We start from the raw sequence: 5255 nt of genomic DNA, 5'->3' as shown, positions 1-5255 counted from the left end.
CTACAAGAATTCTGTGCCATTTATAAAATGTACTTCTCGGCACATTCTTTTGCTTACAAAATTCATATTTACTTACATTACTTTTTTTATATTCTTCTACTAGCTCTTTCCATTTTTCATTACTTATTCTTTTTTTCTTTTTTTCTAATAGCATCATTAGCCTCTATTTTTTTAGGCTTTTGTTCTACCACTTATTTTTATTCTTGCCTAGATGCCCTTATTTTAGCGCTTACATTGATATGTAAGAAATGAATATACACCATAACTTAATATTGCTGAAGAAGGGTTAAATAAACTAGCTATTGAGATAACATTTTTAGAGATCTCAAATATATTCATCCAATTAGGTTCAGATATAATTAAATCTATGTGAGAAGAAAGTAATTTTAATGTTAAAAACCCCACACTGACAAGCTTGTTTGCTTTAGTTATATAGCTTTGTGTACGCACTAAAAATTCTTTTTCTTTCATTTTAAGTGCTTCCGATGCAGAGTCAGACAAGTTGTTATATAAGCTGTTAATTACTGAAAATTCATCAGCTGACCCATTTTTATCAGGATGCGTTGCTACTGCTAATTTTCTATAACCTTCTACTATATTCCTTTGACTCGTAATATTTAATGGATTTCCTTTCTTATCTGTTATTTCTTTTTCACGAATTAATCTTTGAAAATTACTAATTTCATTATGTAGAAAAAATCCTTTTTTCCCAAAATAATAAGAAAAGCGAAATTTTTCTAATAAATTAGAATTAGTTAACCTATCTGCTTGATTATTGTCTTGTTTAGGTAATGACATTGCCATTGTATCTATCCAGGAGTCTAATTGTGTAACGCTATCATCAAAACTTTCTTCGTATATAGGCAATAGACATAATACATCTTCAACTATAGGAAATTCTTCCAAAGCATTTTTTATGGGATAAATATCATTTACTGTTTTTATCACTTGTAGAACTCTTGGGTTATTAGCACTTTTGCATAACAAATTAAATGTACTCAAAAAACAACCTTCCTCACTTATATAAGGATTCAAACCTATACTAATTAAATTTTTTATTTTTTCTCCACTGTCATCTAGATCTACTGTATTATTCCCACTGCTTTGCTGTTCTACAGCTATACGTAATGCAGCCTGGCCAATATATACAACATCACCAATTTCATCTTTAAGCAATTCTAGTATACTTTTGTGATTTGCTAATTTGAGTAATATTTTTGGCGTCAGATAATATACGCGTTTATTAAGAAGCTCATGAATTAATATTTCTATATCCTCTGCCTCCAAGGTAGCAAAATTATTAGTAAGTTGTGCTAGCTTTTTAATTGGATTAGTAGAAGAAGCATTATTATCATTTGTTGGCAATGCTAGCCTACCAGATTGAATGTCACGTATTATTTGTGTTATATCAATTTTAGTATTTATAAACTGTATTATTAATGATGTCTCTTCTAAAAAAGCAAATTTTATAAATAGAGCACCATGCTTATTGAGCACATCTTTATTTTCCTTATTATTGCATATAAATAACTCATAAATACGCGGATCACCGCCTTGATTTTGATTATATTGATTAAAAAATAATTCTTGATGCTCATGTGAATCTTTAAATAATGTAAAAAGTTTATCTTCATTCGCTTTATCTAAATTTTTTAGATTTTCTATAGATAGCAAATTTTCCAACACACACTTTTTAGTATCCAGATTAAAAAATTTCCAAAAAAACTCTATAACTTTTATTAATTTACTAATTTTTTGATTTATTGGATCTCATGTCTCAAATTCTATATTATTTATCTTTTTGAAACCCAAATCATTGTAAAATTGTAATTTAAATTCATCAAATTCCGCTACCATTTTCCCAAAGCTAATTCTTTCTAAAGGATTGTATGATCCTAATACCTTTACTAACTTCCGTTGATTGTCTTGATCACATTCATTATTTGTATCTGATTTTTGTGGAGATTTGGTTTTTGCTTTACCCTTGATACTTTTTGGCGCTGTAATCTGATTATTTTCATTAGGATAATTGTCATATAACACCTTTGCAAAATGTTCAAAATAACTTTTGTCCTCACCAACAGCTTGAAATAACCATTTAGGGTTAAGATCAATTATAAACTTAAGTAACTCTGGATTTATTTTTTTAATTAATTCAGGATTTTCTAAATAGAATTTCAAAGGACTCTCTTTTTGATCCCATTTATATTTTTGTAAAAATTGTTTCCAATTAGTATGATCAGGGTGTTGAATATGCTCTAAAATCCTTAAGTTATTGGTTTTAATAATTCTTCCTAATAAATTTAATAAACTACCATAATTTCGTTGCTCTATATCAATCGGTTCTACGTTATTTAGTGCCAAATTAAATATTTCTCCCCAGTTTTCATTAGTTACTCCTTTTGCTTCTGTTCTATCAATATATTTTTCACCTTGTCTTGGTTCCCACATACTTACTAATAAGTGTATTATAGAAAATCCACCATTATCTTGATCATACGCAAGTTTTTCTTTTATATCTGTATCATTTTCTTGCAATAGCATTTTTAAAAATTCAGAATTATATGCAAGTGCATATCTAATTAATACTGTTGTTGACTCATTGTATACTGGCTGTTGTGTTATCTCAGTAATTTCATTTTCACTGTAATTAACAAAGATTTCGGCTACGCTTTGCTTCTGTGCATAAAATGATTTTTCCTCTAGAGTACCATGTCTGTGAACAGTATTAAAAATTATTAATTTAGCAGCACCTTTATCTTTAGGACCTATTAAGACAGTATTTGAATCTATTCTAATATCACCTAACATAAACAATTTTATGGCATATCTTCCACTACCTCCCTTGATTACTGTCTGTTGATTTATTGCACTGCCTTCAGTATATGGCAAACCCTGAGAACATTTTTTTAGTGCATAAATTAGATATGCTTTATCTATTTTATCACCAAGAGATTTATAATCTATGTAGCCAAATAAATTATCTCCTGGTTTACCTATCTGAAAAACTAATGGTAAAATCACTGTTTTTTCGCTTAATCTGCCCTCGTATTTGTCAAAACTGGATCTTTTATTAATATTCCCATTTGTAGTATAGGACCAAATTTTTTCTATCCGCATGATACCCCTACATTTATAAATAGCACATATATTACTCTTTATGCACCACACACCATTTATAAGCTTTAAATTATATTATTTCACATAATTTTAGACAATGCATAATTATGAGCTAAATAATATGTGAGCGCATTATACACACAAAAAAATATTACACAACAAAAATATTTAATTTTATCAAAAGTTTGATATTTTATAGTTTACAATAGTATTCATAGCTGAACAGCTTGAAGCAAATACTTTTCTAACTCTTCCTCTTTCAAATACATAAGCTTCTTGTTTGCTTCTCTTAAAGTACAGTCATTATCGTCTGCATAATGTGCTAGTTTAGAAGCTTTATCATATCCTATAACTGGACTAAGTGCAGTCACTAGCATTAAAGACTGATCCAAAAAGTAGGCTATTTTTTTTTTATTAGGCTTTGTTCCCTCCAATAAATATTTTGTAAAATTTAAGCAACTATCTGAAATTATTTTTACCGACTGTACTATGTTATGTAATATCAAAGGCTTATAAACATTCATCTCAAGATATTCACCAGCACCAGCATGTGACACAGCATTATCATAACCAATTACTTGTATTGCAACCATCGACATAGCTTCACACTGCGTTGGATTAACTTTGCCAGGCATAATAGATGAGCCTGGTTAATTTGAAGGAATAATTAGTTCATGAAATCCTGCTCTAGGTCCACAACTTAACAACCTGATATCATTTGCAATTTTCAACAACGTGCAGGCTAATGTTTTAATTGCCCCGCTCATTGCTACCAAAGCATCATGTGATCCCTGAACAGCAAATTTATTCTTTGCAGAAACAAACGGAATATTAGTAAATTTTTTTATATTTTTGACAGCTGTTTCAGAAAACTCTGGATGAGTATTGATTCCTGTTCCAACAGCAGTTCCTCCTATAGCAAGTTTATATACATCTTTGAGTGCCCATTCTATCCTTTCATAAGCTTCCTCTAAATTCACCGCATATCCAGAAAATTCTTGTCCCAATGTAAGAGGTACTGCATCTTGCATATGAGTACGCCCAACTTTCACAATGTCAGACCATTCTTTACTCTTTTTCCAAAATCCATCAGTAATCTTCTTTAGCGCAGGAAGTAGTTTGTCTAAAACTATTTTTGCAATTGTAATACACATAACTGTTGGGAAAGTATCATTAGAAGACTGTGACATATTTATGTGATCATTAGGGTGTATTGGATTCTTTGTCCCCATAATACCACCTGCCAATTCAATAGCCCTGTTTGATATTACCTCATTAATATTCATATTACTCTGAGTTCCACTCCCAGTCATCCAAACATGCAAAGGAAAGTGGTTATCCAACTTTCCAGCAATTATTTCATCTGACGCCTTGACTATTAAATCCATTTTTTCTTTATTCAATAGCCCTAACTCAAAATTTGCCAAAGCTGCTGATTTCTTCAAAATCCCCATATAATGAATCATTTCTATTGGAATTATATCTTCTCATATAGAAAAATGAATTAATGATCTTTGAGTTTGTGCACCCCAATACCTATCAGATGGAACTTGAATTGTTCCAATTGAATCACTCTCTTGCCTAAATTTTTGCTCCATATCAACCCCCTACAAATAGTCTTTATAAAAAGGATGATACATTCTTTTCTCTATAAACTGCAATATATGAGAGTCATAATCAGGACGTTCAACTCTTGCTAAACCATCATCAAAAATCACCTTAGCTACACTTACCGAGATCTCAAGAGCAATTTCAAGTATCCTAGAAGTAGAAGGTAATAAAGTACCCTTATTATACTCTTCAGCATTTAACTGCTGAGCTAAAGTCTGTGCTGCAATTAAAAACATTTTGTCAGTTACAAACTTTGCTTCAGTTGCATATATTGCCATACCTACAGCTGGGAAAATCCATAAATTATTTGCCTGTGCAGGATAATAAGTTTTATCACCAAGATTGACAGGATCAAAAAGAACTCCAGCTGCATAAAGTGCTTTACCTTTACTATAGCGATAAGCTTCTTCTGCGGGTTCTGTCGCATCTGTTGAAAAGTATAAGAATCTTTGATATTCTGAAAGAAATGATAGATGTTAATAATGCTGAAAGTAGACCCAAAATTAATGAAGTATTTCAAGAAT

The 5255-nt window shown here is 30.5% G+C and carries 3 protein-coding genes and 2 pseudogenes; all 5 read right to left on the bottom strand.

What is annotated here, in order from left to right; translation table 11 throughout:
- Nucleotides 1-154, bottom strand: a 154-nt coding sequence (tnpA, locus tag EIC27_RS08410; RefSeq protein WP_410519450.1) for an IS66 family insertion sequence element accessory protein TnpA, incomplete at its 3' end; no start/stop codon positions are given.
- Nucleotides 155-222: 68 nt separating this feature from the next.
- Complete coding sequence (locus EIC27_RS06160) at nt 223-1683, bottom strand: DnaJ domain-containing protein (protein WP_126045197.1); 1461 nt, start codon at nt 1681-1683, stop codon at nt 223-225.
- 87 nt (nt 1684-1770) lie between these two features.
- Entirely contained in the window at nt 1771-3120 is a 1350-nt protein-coding gene (locus EIC27_RS06155) for a hypothetical protein (RefSeq protein ID WP_126045196.1), read from the bottom strand.
- 212 nt (nt 3121-3332) lie between these two features.
- Nucleotides 3333-4718: pseudogene (locus EIC27_RS06150) on the bottom strand (class II fumarate hydratase).
- A 9-nt stretch (nt 4719-4727) separates the two neighbouring features.
- Nucleotides 4728-5132, bottom strand: a pseudogene (locus EIC27_RS06145) (malic enzyme-like NAD(P)-binding protein); the annotation flags it as partial.
- Nucleotides 5133-5255: the final 123 nt, after the last annotated feature.

This window comes from Candidatus Aquarickettsia rohweri (genome assembly GCF_003953955.1).
Taxonomy (GTDB): Bacteria; Pseudomonadota; Alphaproteobacteria; order Rickettsiales; family Midichloriaceae; genus Aquirickettsia; species Aquirickettsia rohweri.
This window is presented reverse-complemented; position numbering and strand designations above follow the sequence as displayed.

Excerpts from the sequence above, each read along its gene's own strand:
- EIC27_RS06155 (WP_126045196.1), bottom strand. The coding sequence starts at position 3,120 with ATGCGGATAGAAAAAATTTGGTCCTATACTACAAATGGGAATATTAAT.